At 57.1% G+C, this 17,540-nt stretch carries 20 protein-coding genes; 15 read left to right on the forward strand and 5 right to left on the reverse strand.

The features are described from left to right. Nucleotides 1-84 precede the first annotated feature (84 nt). From CPJ18_RS15635 to lipA, 10 genes are all read left to right on the forward strand, one after another. Nucleotides 85-402 (forward strand): FtsB family cell division protein, encoded by a 318-nt coding sequence (locus tag CPJ18_RS15635; protein WP_077100744.1) that lies wholly within the window; start codon nucleotides 85-87, stop codon nucleotides 400-402. 152 nt (nucleotides 403-554) lie between these two features. Beyond that, nucleotides 555-1,601, forward strand: a complete 1,047-nt coding sequence (gene pdhA, locus CPJ18_RS15640) for a pyruvate dehydrogenase (acetyl-transferring) E1 component subunit alpha (RefSeq protein WP_077121014.1) — start codon at nucleotides 555-557, stop codon at nucleotides 1,599-1,601. A gap of 18 nt (nucleotides 1,602-1,619) precedes the next feature. Then, on the forward strand, nucleotides 1,620-3,047 hold the full coding sequence (locus CPJ18_RS15645; protein WP_077121016.1) for a pyruvate dehydrogenase complex E1 component subunit beta: 1,428 nt from the start codon (nucleotides 1,620-1,622) through the stop codon (nucleotides 3,045-3,047). Between the two features lie 11 nt (nucleotides 3,048-3,058). Continuing rightward, nucleotides 3,059-3,346, forward strand: a complete 288-nt coding sequence (locus CPJ18_RS15650) for a hypothetical protein (protein WP_077100750.1) — start codon at nucleotides 3,059-3,061, stop codon at nucleotides 3,344-3,346. Between the two features lie 2 nt (nucleotides 3,347-3,348). Continuing rightward, complete coding sequence (locus tag CPJ18_RS15655) at nucleotides 3,349-4,728, forward strand: pyruvate dehydrogenase complex dihydrolipoamide acetyltransferase (protein WP_103659283.1); 1,380 nt, start codon at nucleotides 3,349-3,351, stop codon at nucleotides 4,726-4,728. 59 nt (nucleotides 4,729-4,787) lie between these two features. Continuing rightward, nucleotides 4,788-5,432, forward strand: a complete 645-nt coding sequence (locus CPJ18_RS15660; RefSeq protein ID WP_103659284.1) for an SGNH/GDSL hydrolase family protein — start codon at nucleotides 4,788-4,790, stop codon at nucleotides 5,430-5,432. Nucleotides 5,433-5,493: 61 nt separating this feature from the next. Continuing rightward, nucleotides 5,494-6,939 carry a dihydrolipoyl dehydrogenase gene (gene lpdA, locus CPJ18_RS15665; RefSeq protein ID WP_103659349.1) on the forward strand — a complete coding sequence of 482 codons (1,446 nt, stop codon included), beginning with the start codon at nucleotides 5,494-5,496 and terminating at the stop codon, nucleotides 6,937-6,939. A 55-nt stretch (nucleotides 6,940-6,994) separates the two neighbouring features. After that, a complete protein-coding gene (locus tag CPJ18_RS15670; protein ID WP_103659285.1) occupies nucleotides 6,995-7,249 on the forward strand; it encodes a GlsB/YeaQ/YmgE family stress response membrane protein in 255 nt (84 codons plus the stop codon). A gap of 15 nt (nucleotides 7,250-7,264) precedes the next feature. Next, nucleotides 7,265-7,513, forward strand: coding sequence for a GlsB/YeaQ/YmgE family stress response membrane protein (locus CPJ18_RS15675; protein WP_103659286.1), 249 nt, complete (start codon nucleotides 7,265-7,267; stop codon nucleotides 7,511-7,513). Between the two features lie 30 nt (nucleotides 7,514-7,543). Further along, nucleotides 7,544-8,515, forward strand: coding sequence for a lipoyl synthase (gene lipA / locus CPJ18_RS15680; protein WP_077121025.1), 972 nt, complete (start codon nucleotides 7,544-7,546; stop codon nucleotides 8,513-8,515). A 253-nt stretch (nucleotides 8,516-8,768) separates the two neighbouring features. On the opposite strand, the gene CPJ18_RS15685 is transcribed toward lipA, so the two are convergent. The 3 genes from CPJ18_RS15685 to CPJ18_RS15695 all read right to left on the reverse strand — a co-directional run bounded on the left by CPJ18_RS15685 (nucleotide 8,769) and on the right by CPJ18_RS15695 (nucleotide 10,787). After that, complete coding sequence (locus CPJ18_RS15685; protein WP_103659287.1) at nucleotides 8,769-9,701, reverse strand: DMT family transporter; 933 nt, start codon at nucleotides 9,699-9,701, stop codon at nucleotides 8,769-8,771. A gap of 62 nt (nucleotides 9,702-9,763) precedes the next feature. Next, a complete protein-coding gene (locus CPJ18_RS15690; RefSeq protein ID WP_103659288.1) occupies nucleotides 9,764-10,504 on the reverse strand; it encodes an AraC family transcriptional regulator in 741 nt (246 codons plus the stop codon). A gap of 100 nt (nucleotides 10,505-10,604) precedes the next feature. After that, entirely contained in the window at nucleotides 10,605-10,787 is a 183-nt protein-coding gene (locus CPJ18_RS15695) for a hypothetical protein (protein ID WP_045230436.1), read from the reverse strand. A 121-nt stretch (nucleotides 10,788-10,908) separates the two neighbouring features. Here CPJ18_RS15695 and CPJ18_RS15700 point away from each other — a divergent pair, with 121 nt between their 5' ends. Beyond that, nucleotides 10,909-11,478 (forward strand): P-loop NTPase family protein, encoded by a 570-nt coding sequence (locus CPJ18_RS15700; protein WP_103659289.1) that lies wholly within the window; start codon nucleotides 10,909-10,911, stop codon nucleotides 11,476-11,478. Between the two features lie 9 nt (nucleotides 11,479-11,487). Next, nucleotides 11,488-11,937: a type II toxin-antitoxin system RatA family toxin gene (locus tag CPJ18_RS15705; protein ID WP_077100767.1), complete on the forward strand. Its 450-nt coding sequence runs from the start codon at nucleotides 11,488-11,490 to the stop codon at nucleotides 11,935-11,937. Here the strand turns inward: CPJ18_RS15705 and CPJ18_RS15710 are convergent. Then, on the reverse strand, nucleotides 11,925-12,428 hold the full coding sequence (locus CPJ18_RS15710) for a CinA family protein (protein WP_103659290.1): 504 nt from the start codon (nucleotides 12,426-12,428) through the stop codon (nucleotides 11,925-11,927). The two genes, CPJ18_RS15705 and CPJ18_RS15710, sit on opposite strands and share 13 nt — an antisense overlap. Beyond that, nucleotides 12,425-13,612 (reverse strand): bifunctional 2-C-methyl-D-erythritol 4-phosphate cytidylyltransferase/2-C-methyl-D-erythritol 2,4-cyclodiphosphate synthase, encoded by a 1,188-nt coding sequence (locus CPJ18_RS15715; RefSeq protein WP_103659350.1) that lies wholly within the window; start codon nucleotides 13,610-13,612, stop codon nucleotides 12,425-12,427. The genes CPJ18_RS15710 and CPJ18_RS15715 overlap by 4 nt, the downstream gene beginning before the upstream one ends. Nucleotides 13,613-13,851: 239 nt before the next feature. On the opposite strand from CPJ18_RS15715, the gene dusB reads away from it, so the two are divergent. From dusB to ntrC, 3 genes are read left to right on the forward strand one after another with little or no spacing between them, the layout of a single operon-like run. Further along, nucleotides 13,852-14,868 carry a tRNA dihydrouridine synthase DusB gene (gene dusB / locus CPJ18_RS15720; RefSeq protein ID WP_103659291.1) on the forward strand — a complete coding sequence of 339 codons (1,017 nt, stop codon included), beginning with the start codon at nucleotides 13,852-13,854 and terminating at the stop codon, nucleotides 14,866-14,868. Continuing rightward, nucleotides 14,865-16,013, forward strand: a complete 1,149-nt coding sequence (locus CPJ18_RS15725) for a two-component system sensor histidine kinase NtrB (RefSeq protein ID WP_103659292.1) — start codon at nucleotides 14,865-14,867, stop codon at nucleotides 16,011-16,013. Before dusB ends, CPJ18_RS15725 begins: the two co-directional genes overlap by 4 nt. Beyond that, nucleotides 16,010-17,461: a nitrogen regulation protein NR(I) gene (gene ntrC, locus CPJ18_RS15730; protein ID WP_067643079.1), complete on the forward strand. Its 1,452-nt coding sequence runs from the start codon at nucleotides 16,010-16,012 to the stop codon at nucleotides 17,459-17,461. The genes CPJ18_RS15725 and ntrC overlap by 4 nt, the downstream gene beginning before the upstream one ends. Nucleotides 17,462-17,540: the final 79 nt, after the last annotated feature.

Here is a 17,540-nt window from a genome sequence, read left to right on the forward strand (position 1 = left end):
TCGCTTGAGCGTTAAGGTCAACGGATGGTTAAACAAATGCGGTTATGGTGATGCCAGTAACGCGTTTGAAGGCTGTTTCAGAGTATGTGGACCAAGCATCACAAGAAAAGACGTTTTGGCCGTCTGGTCGTTCCGGCCATCACGGTCGCCTTTCTGTCCTATTTCGGCTATCATTCCATTCACGGTGACTTCGGGCTTCAGGCAACTGAGCGGCTGGAGCGCCAGCGCATTGCCCGAACTGCTGACCTTGCGAAGCTGACCAAGACACGTGTCGCGCTGGAGCGGCAGGTGGAATTGATGAGCGATGGCTCGCTCGAGCGCGACATGATCGATGAAATCTCGCGTTATCAGCTCAATATGTCGCGTGCGGACGAAATCGTCATCATGAATACATATTTCTGATTAACCTAATTTCAGTTAATCGACTTTTTTAATTTATTCACAGCGACTTAGGGCGAATATGAGCCATGCGTTTATGGCATTGCTGCTTCGCATTTTCTTGCATATGGTGCACCCCGATCCAAGCATTCTAATGGCAACTCAGGGAGGGATGTATGGCACCGCGAAAAACCGCGACCGTATCCGGCCGCAAGACCACGGCAAAAACAGCCGCCAAGGAATTCACCGGCAAGAACACGCCGGACTTTGGTAAAGACGAAGAGCTGCACGCGTATCGCGAGATGTTGCTGATCCGTCGATTCGAGGAAAAGGCCGGCCAGCTTTACGGCATGGGCTTCATTGGCGGTTTCTGTCATCTCTACATCGGGCAGGAAGCTGTCGTTGTCGGCATGAACATGTCGCAGAAGGAAGGCGATCAGGTCATCACCGCTTACCGTGACCACGGCCATATGTTGGCTGCTGGCATGAGCGCGCGCGGCGTTATGGCCGAGTTGACCGGACGTAGCGGCGGCTTGTCCAAGGGCAAGGGCGGCTCCATGCACATGTTCTCCAAGGAAAAGCATTTCTACGGCGGACACGGCATCGTCGGTGCGCAGGTTTCTTTGGGAACCGGTCTGGCCTTCGCCAACAAGTATCGCGGCAATGACAGCGTTTCCGTCGCCTATTTCGGTGATGGTGCGGCCAACCAGGGCCAGGTCTACGAGAGCTTCAATATGGCGGCTCTGTGGAAATTGCCGATCATCTATATCGTCGAAAACAACCATTATGCGATGGGTACGTCCACGGCTCGCGCCACGGCGCAGTCCAACTACTCGCTGCGCGGTTCTGGTTTCGGCATCCCCGGCATGCAGGTGGATGGCATGGATGTACGCGCCGTCAAGGCAGCTGCGGATGAAGCGCTCGAGCATTGCCGTTCCGGCAAGGGCCCGATCATTCTGGAAATGCTGACTTATCGCTACCGTGGTCACTCCATGTCCGACCCGGCGAAATACCGTTCCAAAGACGAAGTGCAGAAAATGCGCGCGGAACATGACCCAATCGAGCAGGTGAAGGCACGACTCATTGAACAGGGTTGGGCCACTGAGGATGAACTCAAGGCAATCGACAAGGATGTCCGTGACGTCGTTGCCGACAGCGCGGAGTTTGCTCAGAACGATCCGGAGCCGGATGTATCCGAGCTCTACACCGACATTCTGCTCTGATTTGGGAAGGGAGATAACATGCCTATAGAAATTCTCATGCCCGCCCTTTCCCCAACCATGGAGGAAGGCACGCTTTCCAAGTGGCTGAAGAAAGAGGGCGACAAGGTTGTTGCTGGCGACGCGATTGCCGAAATCGAAACCGATAAGGCGACGATGGAAGTCGAAGCCGTGGACGAAGGCACGATCGGCAAGCTGCTGATTGAAGCCGGCACCGAAGGCGTCAAGGTCAACACTGCCATTGCCGTGCTGCTTCAGGACGGTGAAAGCGCTGACGATCTGTCCGCTTCTTCCGCACCGAAGAAAGAAGAGCCGAAGGCAGACGCTGCCAATTCCGGATCGGACGCCGCTGGCGGCAAGACCCGTGAAGCCAGCGAAGAGCCTTCCGCTGCCAAGGAAGCTGCAAAGGTTCCAGCCGCACCGAAGATCGAAGTTGCTGCCGACCCGGATATTCCAGAAGGCACCGAGTTCGTCACGCAGACCGTTCGCGAAGCGCTTCGTGATGCGATGGCAGAAGAAATGCGCTCTGACGAAAACGTCTTCGTCATGGGCGAAGAAGTTGCCGAATATCAGGGTGCCTACAAGATTACCCAGGGCCTGTTGCAGGAATTCGGTGCCAAGCGCGTTATCGATACGCCAATCACCGAACACGGCTTCGCCGGTATCGGCGTCGGTGCGGCGATGACGGGTCTGCGCCCGATTGTTGAATTCATGACGTTCAACTTCGCCATGCAGGCCATCGACCAGATCGTCAACTCTGCTGCCAAGACGCTTTATATGTCTGGTGGTCAGATGGGTGCACCAATGGTTTTCCGTGGTCCGTCGGGCGCCGCTGCCCGCGTGGCTGCTCAGCACTCGCAGTGCTACGCCGCATGGTACAGCCATATTCCGGGCCTCAAGGTCATCATGCCGTACACGGCTGCTGACGCCAAGGGTCTGCTCAAGGCTGCTATCCGCGATCCGAACCCGATCATCTTCCTTGAAAACGAAATTCTGTACGGCCAGAGCTTCGAAGTTCCTAAGCTGGACGATTTCGTGCTGCCAATCGGCAAGGCACGCATTCACCGCAAGGGCAAGGACGCCACCATCGTGTCCTTCGGTATCGGCATGACCTACGCCATCAAGGCTGTTGCGGAACTCGAAAAGCTCGGCATCGATGTCGAACTGATCGACCTGCGCACCATCCGTCCGATGGACCTGCCGACGGTGATCGAATCCGTCAAGAAGACGGGTCGTTTGGTGACCGTAGAAGAAGGCTTCCCGCAGTCATCGGTCGGTGACTTCATTTCCAACAGCGTTCAGCGCGCCGCATTCGATTATCTCGATGCGCCGATCCTGACGATTGCTGGCAAGGACGTACCGATGCCTTATGCTGCGAACCTCGAAAAACTGGCTCTGCCGAACGTCGACGAAGTCATTCAGGCCGTTAAAACCGTCTGCTACAAGTGAAGGAGGAGAGTGTGAGTAAAATCAAACAAATCCTCCCAGCGACAGAAAACTGGTACCGGGTTTTAGGGTCTAAAGATGCGCCTCAGTTCGAGCGCGTGATCTTCTGGGCTATTGTCAACGATGGTGAAGGCGATGTCGTAGTCGGTGTTCCGCGTGAGAATATCGGCGTTATCGGTGCCGTTAGCGAATGGCTTAGCGATGTTGCGGGTTATATCGAAATTGAGCCATCGCAGGTCAGTTGGTTAGCGGAACATCCTGAAGAGTTGGAACAATATAATCTCGTTTGGGGGGAGGGCTAGTCATGCCTATCAACATCACAATGCCTGCCCTTTCGCCAACGATGGAAGAGGGAAATCTCACCAAGTGGCTCGTCAAGGAAGGCGATAAGGTTGGTCCCGGCGATGTGATTGCCGAGATCGAGACCGACAAGGCGACCATGGAAGTGGAAGCCGTGGATGAGGGCATCGTTGCCAAGCTGGTCGTTCCAGCTGGTTCCGAGGCCGTCAAGGTCAATGCCGTGATCGCGATCCTTGCTGCCGAAGGCGAAGACGTGGGCGAAGCTGCCAAGGGCGGCGATGCCGCACCTGCAAAGGCTGAGGCTCCGAAGCAGGACGCCGTAAAGGCTGACGCGTCGAAGGAAGAAAAGACGAAAGCTGCTCCTGCCAAGGCTGAAAAGCCGGTTGCGGATCAGGGTCCGGCACCTTCTACGCCTGCATCTGTCTCTAAGGATGGTGAGCGCATCTTCGCGTCGCCACTCGCTCGTCGTCTGGCAAAGGAAGCCGGTCTTGATCTTTCCGCCGTGTCCGGCTCCGGCCCGCATGGCCGTATCGTCAAGACTGACGTCGAGAAAGCCGTCACTTCTGGCGGTGCCAAGGCCGCTCCGGCTGCTGCTCAGTCCGCTGGTGCTTCGGCTCCGGCCCCTGCCAAGGGTCCTGCGGACGAAAACGTCCTCAAGCTGTTTGCGGAAGGCTCCTACGAGCTTCTGCCGCATGACGGCATGCGCAAGACGATTGCGTCTCGCTTGACGGAATCGACGCAGACTGTGCCTTCCTACACGGTCTCGATGGAATGCGAACTCGATGCGATGCTGAAGCTGCGCGCCGAGATCAATGCGTCTGCACCGGTGAAGAAGACGGAAAAGGGCGAGGTTCCGGCCTTCAAGCTTTCCGTCAACGACTTCATCATCAAGGCTATGGCGCTTGCACTGCGTGACGTTCCAATGGCGAATGCTTCCTGGACGTCGACGGCCCGTGTTCTGCATAAACATGCCGATGTCGGCGTTGCCGTGTCGATCCCGGACGGTCTGATCACGCCAATCGTGCGCAATGCCGAAACGAAGACGCTGTCTGCGATCTCCAACGAGGTCAAGGATCTCGCAAAGCGTGCGCGTGACAAGAAGCTGAAGCCGGAAGAATACCAGGGCGGCACCACATCGGTGTCCAACCTCGGCATGTTCGGCGTCTCGTCTTTCACCTCGATCGTCAACCTGCCGCAGGCATCCATCGTGTCGATCGGCGCTGGCGTCGAGAAGCCGGTGGTTCGTGGCGGCAAGATCGAAGTGGGTACGGTCATGAGCGCAACCTTCGCCTTCGACCACCGCGTCATCGATGGCGCGCTCGGTGCAGAACTCGCATCTGCCTTCAAGCGCTACATTGAAAACCCGATGGGCATGCTGGTGTAAAAAACGCGGAGCCGAAAGCCGGATAACGGTTTTCGGCTCGCTCCATCCGGGAGGCTGACATGACGAAAACCGTTCTTTGCTATGGCGACAGTCTGACCTGGGGTTTCGACGCCGAAGATCTCGGACGTCATGCCTTTGAAGACCGCTGGCCGAGCGTTTTGCAAAAAGCGCTCGGAACGGATGTCAATGTCATTGCCGAGGGACTGAACGGCAGAACCACGGCTTACGACGATCATCTGGCGGATTGCGACCGCAATGGTGCGCGTATCTTGCCAACATTATTGCACAGTCATGCCCCGCTCGATCTCGTCATCATCATGCTGGGCACGAATGATCTGAAGCGCGGTATCGGTAGCGGCAACGCTGTTGGTGCGGTGAAGGGTGTGGAGCGGCTCATCAATCTGGTGCGCAGCCATGTCTGGTCGTTCGATGACGAGCAACCGGAAATTCTGATCGTGTCTGCACCGCATATCTGCGAAACGGGCAATGAGACGTTCGCGGCCATGTATGCCGGTGCCATCGAGCAGTCGCAGATGATGGGCTCGCTTTATCGCGATCTGGCTGATGACAAGAGTTGCGGCTTTTTCGATGCCGCCTCCGTGGCGGTGACGACACCGGTCGATGGCGTTCATCTGGATGCTGAAAACACACGTGCGATTGGTCGCGGGCTGGAGCCTGTGGTGCGCATGATGCTTGGACTTTGAAGATAATCGTTTGACGGAGCGGCACGAAGTCGCCGTCAAAAAGATAAAGGCAGGAAATAGAATGGCTCAATCCTACGACGTCATCGTCATTGGCTCCGGTCCGGGCGGCTATATTGCCGCGATTCGCGCTGCGCAGCTCGGGCTGAAGGTCGCTTGCGTCGAGCGCGAACATCTCGCCGGCATCTGCTCGAACTGGGGCTGTATCCCGACCAAGGCGCTTCTGCGAACAGCTGACGTGATGCACACGGCAACCCACGCCAAGGATTACGGTCTGACGCTGGAAGGCTCCATCAAGCCGGACGTCAAGGCCATCGTCGCGCGTTCGCGTGGCATCGCCGCGCGCATGAACAATGGCGTTGGCTTCCTGTTCAAGAAGAACAAGGTCGACATCATCTGGGGTGAAGCCAAGATCACCAAGCCGGGCGAAATCGTCGTCGGCAAATCCACCAAGCCGGTCGTGCAGCCGCAAGGCCCCGTGCCGAAGAACACCCTGGGCGAGGGTACCTACACGGCCAAGCACATTATCGTCGCCACCGGTGCACGGCCACGCGCGTTGCCGGGCATCGAGCCGGATGGCAAGCTGATCTGGACCTATTTCGAGGCGATGAAGCCGGAAGAGCTGCCGAAGTCGCTGCTGGTCATGGGTTCGGGCGCCATCGGCATCGAATTCGCCAGCTTCTATCGTACGATGGGCGTTGACGTGACGGTGGTCGAAATCATGAGCCAGGTCATGCCGGTCGAAGACGCGGAAATCTCCGCCTTCGCCAGGAAGCAGTTCGAAAAGCAGGGCATCAAGATCCATCTGGAAGCCAAGGTTGCCAAGGTTGAAAAGGGTGCCAACTCGGTTACCGCCACCATCGAAAAGAAGGACGGCTCGTCCGAGAATATCACTGCGGATCGCATGATCTCCGCCGTTGGCGTTCAGGCCAATATCGAGAATATCGGCCTTGAGGCTGCAGGCGTAAAGACCGACCGCGGCTTCATCGTCATCGATGGTTACGGCAAGACCAACGTGCCGGGCATCTATGCCATCGGTGATGTTGCCGGTGGTCCATTGCTTGCCCACAAGGCCGAGCATGAAGCTGTCGTCTGCGTTGAGAAGCTCGCCGGTCTGCCGAATGTTCATGCGACGGACAAAAGCAAGATCCCGGGCTGCACCTATTGCAATCCGCAGGTTGCCTCTGTCGGCTTGACGGAAGCCAAGGCTAAGGAACAGGGGCGCGACATTCGCGTCGGCCGGTTCTCCTTTGCCGCCAACGGCAAGGCCGTGGCGCTGGGTGAAGATCAGGGCATGGTGAAGACCATTTTCGACAAGAAGACCGGCGAGCTGATTGGCGCGCATATGGTGGGTGCGGAAGTAACCGAGCTCATTCAGGGCTTCGTCGTTGCCATGAACCTGGAGACGACCGAAGAAGAGCTGATGCACACGATCTTCCCGCATCCGACACTGTCGGAATCGATCAAGGAAAGTGTGCTGGACGCCTATGGGCGTGCGCTCAACGCTTGATAAATGCCTTGGTCACTCCCTATCTCTAAGAGAGTGAGTTAAAGGAGAGCCAATCATGTCGATTGCCACGGAAGCCTTGGTTGTTTTTCTGCTGATCGGCCTCGTTGCCGGTTTTCTTGCAAGCCTCGTCGTTGGCGGTGGTGGCTTAATCGGGTGCCTGTTGAGCGGCGTGATCGGCGCATTCGTCGGCGGTTATCTGTTCAACGCACTCGGCATATCACTGGGCATCGACAATGCGCTGGTGGTGCAGATCATTCACGCGACGGTTGGTGCCATCATCGTGACGCTCATCGCAAGACTGATCGCCTGACGGAAGGGATGACGGATGGAAAGTGTAGGCTGGATAGCGGCAATCATCATCGGCGGTTTGGCCGGCTGGCTTGCGGGCAAGCTCATGGATATGCGTTTCGGCATCTTCATGAACGTCGTGCTGGGCGTCGTCGGCTCGGTCGTGGCGGTAGCCGTGCTGCGCACATTCGACGTGTTCGTGCAGGACAGCAGGCTCGGATATTTCGTCACATCTTTCTTGGGCGCAAGCCTTCTGTTATTCCTCGCCAAGCTGGTCAGGCGTTAAACCGTTCAAAGCGGTAGAAGCAGGTTTCTAATGGTCACTATTCTCGACAGGACAGCACTGGACGAAAAGCGCATTCGCCACCCGGAAAAGGCGCATCGTCCCGATACCGAAGTCATGCGCAAGCCGGAGTGGATCCGCGTCAAGGCGCCGACATCCAAGGGCTATCACGAGACGCGCGAACTGGTGCGCTCTCACAAGCTGGTCACGGTGTGTGAAGAGGCTGGCTGTCCAAATATCGGCGAATGCTGGGAAAAGAAGCACGCCACCTTCATGATCATGGGTGAAATCTGCACCCGCGCCTGCGCCTTCTGCAACGTCTCGACCGGCAAGCCGAACGCTCTCGATATGTTCGAGCCCGAAAACGTCGCCAAGGCCGTCAAGCAGATGGGCCTGTCTCACGTCGTCATCACCTCCGTGGACCGTGATGATCTGGCCGATGGTGGCGCTGAACATTTCGAAAAGGTGATCTGGGCCATCCGCGCATCGTCGCCCAACACGACCATCGAAATCCTGACGCCTGACTTTTTGAAGAAGCCCGGTGCGCTGGAACGCGTCGTGGCCGCCAAGCCCGACGTGTTCAACCACAATATGGAAACCGTGCCTGGCAACTATCTGACAGTTCGCCCCGGCGCGCGCTATTTCCATTCCGTACGCCTTTTGCAGCGCGTGAAGGAACTGGACCCAACCATGTTCACCAAGTCAGGCATCATGGTCGGCCTTGGTGAAGAGCGCAATGAAGTGCTTCAGCTTATGGACGACCTGCGCACCGCAGACGTGGACTTCCTGACCATCGGCCAGTACCTCCAGCCAACACGCAAGCACCACAAGGTCGAAGCCTATGTGACGCCGGAAGAGTTTAAGTCATACGAGACCATTGCCTATACCAAGGGCTTCCTGATGGTTTCCTCCAGCCCGCTGACGCGTTCTTCGCACCACGCGGGCGATGACTTCGAGCGATTGCGTGCCAACCGTGAGCGGAAGTTGCTGGCTGCGGCTGAGTGAGACAACAGTCACTCGAAGGTGCTTATTCTAGCAGCCTTTCGATTGAATCGGTCCTGGGCACAACGCAGCAACCCTCGTCCTGAGGTGCCCCAAAGGGGCCTCGAAGGACGTGGGTTGCGGGCATGAGCGCTGAGTTCTGACCTGAATGCTTCGAGGCTTTGGCCTGCGGCCAAAGCACCTCAGCATGAGGGGGAGTATGCCGAGGGCTCCCAGCAGAGGGTAATTGCAGGCAGCTTACGGGCCGAATGCCATATCAACCATACACCTTAGCCGGCCGATGCGCCTGCATGCACAACAGCACACTCACCACAACAGACACAATTGCCGCGCTCTCGATCAGCGTCGGCCCACGCTGCTCCCACACAAATCCGTATAGCAACGCAAACAGCGTTTCGAACAGGATCATCTGTCCGACCATGGTCAGCGGCAAAAGGCGGCTCATGCGGTTCCAGAGGGCGTTGCCGAGGATGGAGGCGGAGATGCCGAGGCCGATGGCGACGGAGGTGAATTGCAGCCAATCGGAACTGGTGTGAATGTCTGTGTTGAAGCCGAAGGCGGGGATGGCGAGGAGCAAGGCGAGAGCGCCGGTCACGACACCCGTCATCAGGTTCCACTCGTCGGCGCTGACATCGTGCAGGCGCGTCAGCCAGCGGGCATTGCCGACAGCAAAGGCTGTCCAGGAAGCGAGCGCGCCGAGGGCGCAGGCGAGGCCGATGATGCGCGTGAGATCGAACCCGTTTTGCCCTTGCGACAGCGACTGCCAGGAAACACCGAAAATGCCAATGGCTCCAAAGAGAAGCGATGGCCACAGCCGTTTGAGCGACACCGCGCCATGGTCGCGGCTACCGATGATGGTGACAGCCACCGGCAGGAAGCCGATGATGATGGAGGTGAAGGCGACGCCGCTGAGCTGCACTGCTGTCGAGATCAGGACGTAATAGACGATGTTGCCGATGAGGCTCAGCCAGCCGAGTGCGATCCATTCCGCCTTGCCGAAACGCGACGCGACGCGACGGATTTTCGGGCCGATCAGGATCAGCGCGAAGACGCCGTAGGTCAAATACCGCGCGGTTGAAAGCTGTAATGGCGTAAACCCGTCGGGAATCAGCTTCGGAGCCAGAAAAATCCCGCCCCAGAGCGCGCCCGCCAGCATGCCGTAAAATACGCCCAGTCCGGTCTTATTCATGTCATGTCCATTCGTTGCCCGGCGCTATCTGCCACGGCGGCGGCGGGCTGTCTTGACATAAACTACTGCGGCCGACCTGAGAATTCGCGGCGGTAGGCGGCGGGTGTCGTTCCCATTGTTTTCCTCATGGCGCGGGTGAGGGCGGTCTGATCGGAAAAACCGGCCTTATCGGCAATCTCTGCAATCGGTAACGGAGAGGTGGCGAGAAGCGCGCAGATCCTCTTCATGCGGATATCGGTGAGCCAGCTGTGTGGCGTCTCATCGAACCGTTCACGAAAAATGGCATGCAGACGGCTGACGCTGATATCGGCGTGGTCTGCCATACGCTCCAGACTCCATGGCATCAAAGGCTCAATCTCAACGAGCGCTTTCATAACGGAAAGTCTGGAAACGACATCTGGATTTTCGTCTGCAAGGCTCGCGATCAGGATTGGCACCCATGCTTCGCACGCGTGCGCATCTTTTTCACCCGACTGCATCAGGCTGCTCATATAGTGCGTGAGCCTAGTCGTTCGTGGGCTGAGATCGATAAAGGGTTTAGAGCAGAATTTGTCGAGGATTTGCCCGCTCAACATTTGCTCGTCCAAATCCACCACCAGTGAGCGGTTCAGTCCGGCACTTTTCTGCGTATGGGAGGCGTTCTTTTGAACGAGTACGCCTCTGGAAGGGGATAATCTATCCTGACGCCCGCAGACATCGATTTCCAGCTGTCCGGCAACGGGAAGAACGATCTGCACAAAAGCGTGACGTTCGTTGGGGGTCTCATCACGATAGGACCTCAGATCGACAGACACGTTTTGCATGCGATCCTCCTCCTTGTCCCCAAAAACGAAAGATGGCCGCGTCGCGGCCAGTCATTATCTTGATGATCTCATGCCGGAAGGCAAGCCGTCAGCCACTATCTCAGGCTTCGGCTTCCTGCTTTACGGTCGATTCGCCACGCTTGCGCTTGCGCAGAACCGGCTTGTTCTCCCGTGCCTCACACTTGGCGACATCGATAAGATAGGCCAGCATGGGCATGCTGTTCATCGAAGCAAGCTGTTTTGCGGATTCCAGAAGGTTGATGATGTTGGCAAAGTCGTCCATCGTATCACTCGGCTGTTCGGTTGCATCCCAAGGCTGCAATCACTATTGCAGTTAAATAGCGCCGAGCCCCGCTTGGTTGCAATAGTCAATTTCTGCAAACTGCTATGCAAGGGTGTAGAGGATGAATGTCATCGAAGATATCGGGCAGGCCGCATCTCTGGTCTCCAAAGCATCTCGTATTATGGTCGTCGGTTCTTCGGGCGGGGGCAAAACAACGCTATCTCAAGCTTTGGCCTCGTACAGGAACCTGGAATACTTCTCGATTGATAGAGACGTAAGGTGGATTTCCGGCTGGACTCAGCGCGAGGTTGGAGAGCAGCATCGTATCCTCGAAGATATCGTACGCCGTGACCGTTGGCTGCTGGATGGCTCCGGTCCTTCCACATTCGAATTGCGCTTGCCGAGAACGGATATCGTCATATGGATGAGGCTGCCGCGCCTGACCTGCCTGATGGGTGTCGCAAAGAGGGTAGCCAGATATTATGGTACTGTGCGACCCTATATGGCAAGCGGTTGCCGTGAACCATTGCCCAATATGGAATTCCTCAGCTACATCTGGAATTTTGAGAAGCGGCACGCGCCGGTATTCCTGCGTAATTTCGAACTTTACGGGCCGCAGGTGCCAATATTTCAGGTGAAATCCAGAGCGCAGGCGCGTCAGCTTCTTGATCTTATTGGCTCTGCGCATTAACTGCGCCTCATGCCACAATTTGAAACGCGCCGCCCCGTCAAACATTCTCCCGAACGGATGTATAATCTCGTTGCCGATGTGGAGAAGTATCCCGAATTTCTGCCGCTTTGCGATGGCTTGACCGTTCGTTCGAGAAAAGAACGAGAGACCAAGACCTTGCTGGTGGCGGATATGACCGTGGGCTACAAGGCCATTCGTGAAACCTTCACGACTCAGGTGCTGCTAAAACCCGAGGAATCGGCCATTGATGTGAAATATCTGGACGGACCGTTCAAATATCTCGACAATCGCTGGCGTTTTGAACCCACCGAAGACGGTGGGTGCTCGGTCTATTTCTTCATCGATTACGAGTTCAAGAGCCGCCTTTTAGGCGCGCTTATGGGCTCCATGTTCGACCGTGCCTTCCGCATGTTTGCCGAGGCCTTTGAGGCGCGTGCGGACAAGATTTATACGGATTGAGACAGTTCGATCAGCATCTCCAACGCGGTCTTGACCGTCGCCAGCCGAACCTGATCGCGTCCGATATCGCCATACCGCATTTCATGGTGAAGGACGCGCCCGTCGCGCCGTTTCGCCGCAAGATGCACAAGCCCGACAGGCTTGGCGACTGAGCCGCCGCCCGGTCCAGCGACTCCCGTAACCGCCACGGACAGCTTCGCCCGTGACCTGAACAGCGCGCCGTGTGCCATTTGCAGCGCCGTCTCTCTGGAAACGGCGCCGAAGGTATCCAGCGTTGCTTTTGTGACGCCCAGCATGTCCATCTTGGCATCATTGGTATATGTCACGAAGCCACGGTCCACTACGGTAGACGACCCTGAAATCTCCGTCAGCGCGCCGGCGATCAGCCCGCCGGTGCAGCTTTCTGCCGTCGAAAGCATATGTCCCCGGTCAGTGAAGTCCCGCACGATTTTCCGTGCGAGTGCCTCTATATCCGCTGGAAATACGCTCATGCGGGTCTCCGCTGGTAGACGACGGTTGCTGTGGCGATAGCCGCAATGCCCTCACGGCGCCCAACGAAGCCGATGGTTTCGTTGGTGGTTGCCTTCACCGAGCAGCGGTCGAGCGATATGTCGAGAATATCGGCGAGATTTTCGCGCATGGCCTGACGATGCGGCCCCACGCGCGGCGCCTCGGCAATCAGCGAAATGTCCGCGTTCATGATCGTGCCACCATTGCCACGCACCACTTTGGCTGCATGTTCGAGAAAGATGCGCGACGCGGCACCCTTCCATTGCGGATCGGAGGGCGGGAAATGATCGCCAATGTCACCGGCACCGCAGGTGGCCAGTAGCGCATCCGTCAAAGCGTGCAGCGCGACATCCGCGTCCGAGTGGCCCAGCAGCGTTTGATCATGCGGTATGAAGATGCCGCAAAGCGTCACGCCATCGCCTGCTACCAATTGGTGGACGTCGTAACCATTGCCGGTTCGTACATCTGGTAAACTGGCGGAAAGCTTTTCATCAGCCATGGTGATATCCCGTTTCAAAGTCAGTTTTACGTTGTCGACAAGGCCGTCCACCAGTATGATCGGAGTGCCCGCCCATTCTGAAATCGCGGCGTCATCGGTGAAATCCGTGCGACCGGAGGATGCCGCTGCCCTATGAGCTTCCAAAATGGATGCGTAATCGAAGGACTGCGGCGTCTGCGCCGCGTAAAGATCGCTTCTCGACACCGTTTCACCGACGAAACCTTCCTTGCCGCGCTTCAGCGTATCGGTAACGGCAATAGCGGGAAGAACAGCTTTCGCGCCAGCCGACAAGGCATCGGCGATACGCTGCAACAGGTCGACGTTTATGAACGGCCTCACGCCATCGTGGATCATCACATGCGTGATGTCTCGGCTTTGTAGTGCTTCCAACCCTGCCAGAACGGATTGTTGACGTGTTGCGCCTCCGATAACCGAGGTGATCCGATCCTCTGCATTGAGACGCGCAAGGATAGGCTGAAAAAGGGCGTGATCATCAGCGTGGATGACAACAACGATGGGCGAGTCCTTCCGCCAGTCCAGGAATTTCCCAAGCGTATGCTCGATCACCGGCCTGCCACCGATAGGACGGTATTGTTTGGGGCCTTCTTCCGGTGAGCCTGCGCGTTCTCCGCGCCCTGCCGCAACAATGACGATACCGATTTTCATATTCAGTTCCTGCATTGAACCTATGCCGTTTGTGCATCTCTTCAAAGGTTTACAGCGTTGCTCTATCGTTTTAGAAAACGAATGGCCAGCGGCAAAGGGTCTGTCGACGTTACGATGCCGCCATTCAGGCTTACCGCCCGTTACAAACAAGAAATCATAAAAAACAAGCGAATATGTCAGTGAAAGTGCTTGGCAAGTGCGCAAACGCTGTCTAAAAATAATGCAACAATAAGAAATGCATGAAAGATCACCATTTGGCTCTTCCGGCGCTGTCAGACACTTTTGACATTGGTCCCGTTACCATTCGTAACCGGGCGGTGCTCGCACCTATGTCTGGCGTTACAGATCTTCCGTTCAGGAAGCTCGCTTGGCGGTTTGGTGCGGGCCTTGTCGTCACCGAAATGGTGGCCAGCCGGGAGCTAGTCGCCAACCGGGGCGAATCCTGGGCGCGGCTGAAGAATGCGGGCATGGTTCCGCATATGGTTCAGCTTGCCGGGCGCGAAGCGCACTGGATGGCAGAGGCGGCAAAGATTTCCGCGGATAATGGCGCTGGTATCATCGATATCAATATGGGGTGTCCGGCCAAGAAGGTGACCGGTGGTTACTCCGGCTCTGCCTTGATGCGCGAACCCGACCATGCGTTGAGCCTCATCGAAGCGACGGTCAAAGCAGTGGATGTCCCAGTCACGCTGAAGATGCGGTTGGGCTGGGACGATGATTCCATCAACGCGCCGGAAATCGCTGCCCGTGCCGAAGCTGCCGGTGTGCAACTCATCACCATTCATGGTCGCACGCGCATGCAGTTTTACGAGGGACGTGCAAACTGGGATGCGATCAAGGCTGTGCGCGATGTCATCTCCGTGCCGCTGATTGCCAATGGCGATGTCGAGACATCTGCGGATGCTGCGGAAATCCTGCGTCGCTCGGGTGCTGATGCCGTCATGGTCGGGCGAGGGGCTCAAGGGCAGCCGTGGTTGCCAGCCGTTCTGGCCTGTCACGCACCGCCAAAGACTGAAGATATCGTCGACATCGCAGTCGAACATTACGAATTGATGCTGGAATTTTACGGCATTGAAGCCGGGCTTCGTCACGCGCGCAAACATCTCGGATGGTATCTGGATCGATTTGCGCCTGACATGAAGACAGATGACAAGGTTGACATCATGACATCCAAGAACACCGGGCAGGTGATAGCGCTGCTGCGCTCCGCCCTGCAACAGGGTGCGGAAAACTCTGCCGCGAGGAAGGCCGCATGAGTGACAAATTCGCCCCTCCCGGCGGCAACAATGTGCTCGCCATGGCCGTTCTCAATGCGGTGCAGAACCCTGTTATCCTGGTGGATAGCGAAGGCTTCATCGCTTTTGCGAACTGGGAGGCGGAGGCCTTTTTCGGGGCCAGCGCTACCCATCTGGCGCGCTACCGCATTTCGACATTCATTCCTTTCGGAAGTCCCCTGCTGGCCCTGATCGATCAGGTGCGAGAGCGCCGGGCACCCGTCAACGAATACCGGGTCGATCTTTCATCGCCACGATTGGGTCAGGATAAGCTGGTCGATCTCTATGTCGCGCCTGTGGTGAGCGAACCGGGTTCGGTTGTGGTGGTGTTTCAGGAACGCTCCATGGCTGACAAGATCGATCGTCAACTGACCCATCGTGCCGCGGCCCGTTCTGTAACCGGCCTTGCGTCGATGCTGGCGCATGAAATCAAGAACCCGCTTTCTGGCATACGCGGCGCCGCTCAGTTGCTGGAAACATCCGTTCCGGATGAGGATCGGGCTTTGACGCGTTTGATCTGCGATGAGACGGACCGCATCGTCTCGCTGGTCGACCGCATGGAGATATTCTCCGACGAACGCCCCGTGGACCGCATGCCGATCAACATCCATTCGGTGCTGGACCATGTGAAGGCGGTGGCGAAAGCCGGTTTTGCCCGCAATATCAAGATCAGCGAAAACTACGATCCGTCCTTGCCGCCTGTTTATGCCAACCGCGATCAGCTGGTGCAGGTGTTCCTCAATCTGGTGAAGAATGCCGCAGAAGCCGTGGGCAATCAGCAGGATGGCGAGGTCATTCTGACGACGGCTTATCGCCCCGGCATTCGTCTATCCGTGGCGGGCACGCGTGAGCGTATTTCACTGCCGCTGGAGTTCTGCGTGCATGACAATGGTCCGGGTGTGCCGCCGGATCTTGTGCCGCATCTTTTCGACCCTTTTATTACCACCAAGACCAACGGTTCTGGCCTCGGTCTTGCTCTCGTCGCCAAACTCATCGGTGCGCATGGCGGCATCGTGGAGTGCGACAGCCAGAACCATCGCACGACATTCCGCGTATTGATGCCCGTTTCGCCCGAGGTTGCGGCCGACGACAGCATTTTGCCGAACCCGACAGGATCTAAACGATGACAGCAACGATTCTCGTGGCCGATGATGACGCGGCCATCCGCACCGTGCTCAACCAGGCCCTCAGCCGGGCGGGTTACGATGTGCGCATTACATCCAATGCAGCAACGCTTTGGCGCTGGGTGTCTGCGGGTGAGGGCGATCTCGTCGTGACCGACGTGGTGATGCCGGATGAAAATGCGTTCGACCTTTTGCCGCGTATCAAGAAAGCTCGGCCTGACCTCCCGGTTTTGGTGATGAGCGCGCAGAACACCTTCATGACGGCGATCAAGGCATCCGAAAAGGGTGCCTATGACTATCTGCCCAAACCTTTCGACCTGACAGAACTGATCGCCATCATCGGTCGCGCTCTGTCCGAGCCAAAGCGCAAGCCGGCCAAGCTGGACGACGACATGCAGGATGGCATGCCGCTGGTCGGTCGCTCTGCCGCCATGCAGGAAATCTACCGTGTACTGGCGCGTCTGATGCAAACCGATCTGACGCTGATGATAACAGGCGAATCCGGCACGGGTAAGGAACTCGTAGCGCGGGCGCTGCATGATTACGGCAAGCGCCGCAACGGTCCTTTCGTGGCAATCAACATGGCCGCCATTCCGCGTGACCTGATCGAATCGGAACTGTTCGGCCACGAGAAGGGCGCCTTCACCGGTGCCCAGAACCGCTCGACGGGTCGGTTCGAACAGGCCGAGGGCGGCACGCTGTTTCTGGACGAAATCGGCGATATGCCGATGGATGCCCAGACCAGGCTCCTGCGCGTTTTGCAACAAGGGGAATACACCACAGTCGGCGGGCGCACTCCAATTCGCACCGATGTTCGTATCGTCGCTGCGACCAACAAGGATTTGAAGACCTCGATCAATCAGGGTCTGTTCCGTGAAGACTTGTATTACCGTTTGAACGTCGTTCCGTTGCGTCTGCCGCCGCTTCGTGACCGCGCGGAAGACATTCCAGACCTTGTTCGCCATTTCATCCAGACAGGTGAAAAAGAGGGGCTTGAGGGCAAGCGTTTCGAGACCGAGGCGCTGGAATTGATGAAGGCCTATGCTTGGCCCGGCAATGTGCGTGAGCTGGAAAACCTGATCCGCCGTTTGATGGCGCTTTATCCACAGGAAGTCATCACGCGCGAGATCATCGACCAGGAACTTCAGTCGGATGTTCCCGATAGCCCGATCGACCGCACAGCCGTGCGCAACGGCTCGCTGACGATCTCGCAGGCCGTTGAAGAAAACATGCGGGATTATTTCTCAGGATTCGGTGAAAACCTGCCGCCGCCCGGTCTATATGATCGCGTCTTGCGTGAAATGGAGTATCCGCTGATTCTCGCAGCGCTGACAGCAACGCGGGGCAACCAAATCAAAGCGGCAGATCTTTTGGGGCTGAACCGAAATACCCTGCGCAAGAAAATCCGCGAGCTTGGCGTATCCGTCTATCGTAGTTCACGAACCGCATAGGACACAGCAGAGTTCAAAACATGCAAAAAGCCACCCGTTAATGCGGGTGGCTTTTTTATAATTGACGCGTTCAGAAAGT

Origin of the sequence: Agrobacterium rosae, from assembly GCF_002915175.1 — a bacterium.
Classification (GTDB): domain Bacteria; phylum Pseudomonadota; class Alphaproteobacteria; order Rhizobiales; family Rhizobiaceae; genus Agrobacterium; species Agrobacterium rosae.

Bases quoted from the DNA above. Each gene is read 5' to 3' on its own strand.
- CPJ18_RS15700 (WP_103659289.1), top strand. From the start codon at position 10,909: ATGAATGTCATCGAAGATATCGGGCAGGCCGCATCTCTGGTCTCCAAA.
- CPJ18_RS15695 (WP_045230436.1), bottom strand. From the start codon at position 10,787: ATGGACGACTTTGCCAACATCATCAACCTTCTGGAATCCGCAAAACAG.
- CPJ18_RS15655 (WP_103659283.1), top strand. From the start codon at position 3,349: ATGCCTATCAACATCACAATGCCTGCCCTTTCGCCAACGATGGAAGAG.
- CPJ18_RS15715 (WP_103659350.1), bottom strand. From the start codon at position 13,612: ATGAAAATCGGTATCGTCATTGTTGCGGCAGGGCGCGGAGAACGCGCA.
- CPJ18_RS15690 (WP_103659288.1), bottom strand. From the start codon at position 10,504: ATGCAAAACGTGTCTGTCGATCTGAGGTCCTATCGTGATGAGACCCCC.
- CPJ18_RS15670 (WP_103659285.1), top strand. From the start codon at position 6,995: ATGTCGATTGCCACGGAAGCCTTGGTTGTTTTTCTGCTGATCGGCCTC.
- lipA (WP_077121025.1), top strand. From the start codon at position 7,544: ATGGTCACTATTCTCGACAGGACAGCACTGGACGAAAAGCGCATTCGC.
- CPJ18_RS15660 (WP_103659284.1), top strand. From the start codon at position 4,788: ATGACGAAAACCGTTCTTTGCTATGGCGACAGTCTGACCTGGGGTTTC.
- lpdA (WP_103659349.1), top strand. From the start codon at position 5,494: ATGGCTCAATCCTACGACGTCATCGTCATTGGCTCCGGTCCGGGCGGC.
- pdhA (WP_077121014.1), top strand. From the start codon at position 555: ATGGCACCGCGAAAAACCGCGACCGTATCCGGCCGCAAGACCACGGCA.
- CPJ18_RS15635 (WP_077100744.1), top strand. From the start codon at position 85: ATGTGGACCAAGCATCACAAGAAAAGACGTTTTGGCCGTCTGGTCGTT.
- CPJ18_RS15645 (WP_077121016.1), top strand. From the start codon at position 1,620: ATGCCTATAGAAATTCTCATGCCCGCCCTTTCCCCAACCATGGAGGAA.
- CPJ18_RS15675 (WP_103659286.1), top strand. From the start codon at position 7,265: ATGGAAAGTGTAGGCTGGATAGCGGCAATCATCATCGGCGGTTTGGCC.
- dusB (WP_103659291.1), top strand. From the start codon at position 13,852: ATGAAAGATCACCATTTGGCTCTTCCGGCGCTGTCAGACACTTTTGAC.
- CPJ18_RS15685 (WP_103659287.1), bottom strand. From the start codon at position 9,701: ATGAATAAGACCGGACTGGGCGTATTTTACGGCATGCTGGCGGGCGCG.
- ntrC (WP_067643079.1), top strand. From the start codon at position 16,010: ATGACAGCAACGATTCTCGTGGCCGATGATGACGCGGCCATCCGCACC.
- CPJ18_RS15725 (WP_103659292.1), top strand. From the start codon at position 14,865: ATGAGTGACAAATTCGCCCCTCCCGGCGGCAACAATGTGCTCGCCATG.
- CPJ18_RS15710 (WP_103659290.1), bottom strand. From the start codon at position 12,428: ATGAGCGTATTTCCAGCGGATATAGAGGCACTCGCACGGAAAATCGTG.
- CPJ18_RS15705 (WP_077100767.1), top strand. From the start codon at position 11,488: ATGCCACAATTTGAAACGCGCCGCCCCGTCAAACATTCTCCCGAACGG.